The sequence below is a fragment of the Flavobacterium gelidilacus DSM 15343 genome, from assembly GCF_000422685.1.
Classification (GTDB): Bacteria; Bacteroidota; Bacteroidia; order Flavobacteriales; family Flavobacteriaceae; genus Flavobacterium; species Flavobacterium gelidilacus.
The window spans coordinates 1-1,710 of the sequence record NZ_AUGN01000044.1 but is presented as its reverse complement, the minus strand read 5'-3'; the positions used below and the strand labels follow the sequence as shown (position 1 = coordinate 1,710).

The window sequence follows — 1,710 nt, the reverse complement described above, 5'->3', positions numbered from 1 at the left end:
CAGGTCAATCACAGGTAACCCAACAATTAACTTGTATAACTACAGGGACTATTCAAGCCTTTAATGTAACTGGTGGAACAGCTCCTTATCAATATAGTATTAACGGGGTTACTTTTCAAAATGGTACTTCTTTTGCTAATCTTTCTGCAGGAACTTACGTAATTACTATTAGAGATTTTAATAACTGTACTACAACTACAACTCCTATAACTTTAGTTCAACCTCTTGCGGCAACAGATTTAACGTTTACTGCTTCAAGTGTGACTTGTCCTACTTTAACAAGTAATGTTACGGCAACTATTGTGGGTGGAACAGCTCCGTTTGTAGTTCAAATAACTGCTCCTTCAACTATTGCGGCAACTTCTATTGCTGGAAACGTTGCTACTTTTAATAACTTAGCGGTAGGTTCATATACATTCAATGTAACAGATGCTAATGGATGTATGTATCAAGAAAACTTTACAATTAATCCAATTACATTTATTAATGTTACTGGAAATTTAGTTTCTAATGTTATTTGTTTCGGTGCTTCTAATGGTGCTGTTTCTTATAATGTAACTGGTTTTAATACTACTTATTCTTATACGGTAAATGGTGGAACAGCTATTACTAATCAAACTAGTAATACAATAAATTTAAATAGTTTAGCTGCTGGTAATTATGCTATAACAGTTACTGATAACAGCACAAACTGTCAAAGTACTGTAAGTATAACTGTGGCTCAACCTAGTTCTGCATTAATACTTAATGTAACTACAAACCCTATTACTTGTATTGCAAATGGAACAATAAACGCAACTGCTTCTGGTGGCTGGGGTTCTTATGCTTATACTTTAACACAGCCTAATGCTGCAACTGTTGGCCCACAAAGTAGTGGTGTATTTGCTAATCAAACGCAAACAGGTACTTATACCATTTCGGTTACAGACGGAAATGGATGTACAGTAACTAATACGGCAACTTTAAGTCCGACTGTTAATCCAACTTTAACCATAAGTCCGACTTCAACATTATGTTATAATGCAACAACTGGTTCAACTGTTATATTAACAGCTGCTAGTGGTGTTGCGACTTATCAATATAGTTCTGGTGGTGCCTTCCAGGCAAATAATACTTTTACTGGTTTAACTCCTGGAAATTATACTTTCACTGTCAGAGATAGTTATGGCTGTACAGCAACTGTTACACAAACTATTACTCCTGCTTTATTAGCTCAAGTGGTTATAACTAAAAGCTTAGATTGTAGTGCTTCTCCAAATGCTGTAATTACAGTAAATGTAAATGGTGGAACAACGCCATACCAATATCAAGTTAATGTGAATGGTGGTGGATTTGGAACTTTAAATCCAATTGTGGGTACTTCTTTTACATACTCTACAGCTATTGCTGGTACTTATCAATTCTTAATAACAGGTGCTACTGGTTGTACTTATACTACAAATACAATTACTATTAATCCTATTACTAATCCAGATATTACTTCTATTACACCAACCCAACAAAATTTATGTAATGGAGATACTAATGGAGCTATACAAGTAAATATTAACAATACTCTAGGAACTTCTCCTTTTCAATATAGTATTGATGGAGGTGCTACTTATCAAAGTTCAAACATATTCACAGGACTTGCTGCCGGAACTTACACCGTAATTGTTAGAGACTCTAAACTTTGTACCGATACCGAAAGTATTACGCTAGTACAGCCAG

1 pseudogene is annotated in these 1,710 nt (G+C 34.9%); it reads left to right on the top strand.

The window, feature by feature from the left end:
• Positions 1 to 1,710 (top strand): annotated as a pseudogene (locus G507_RS16795) (T9SS type B sorting domain-containing protein); the annotation flags it as partial.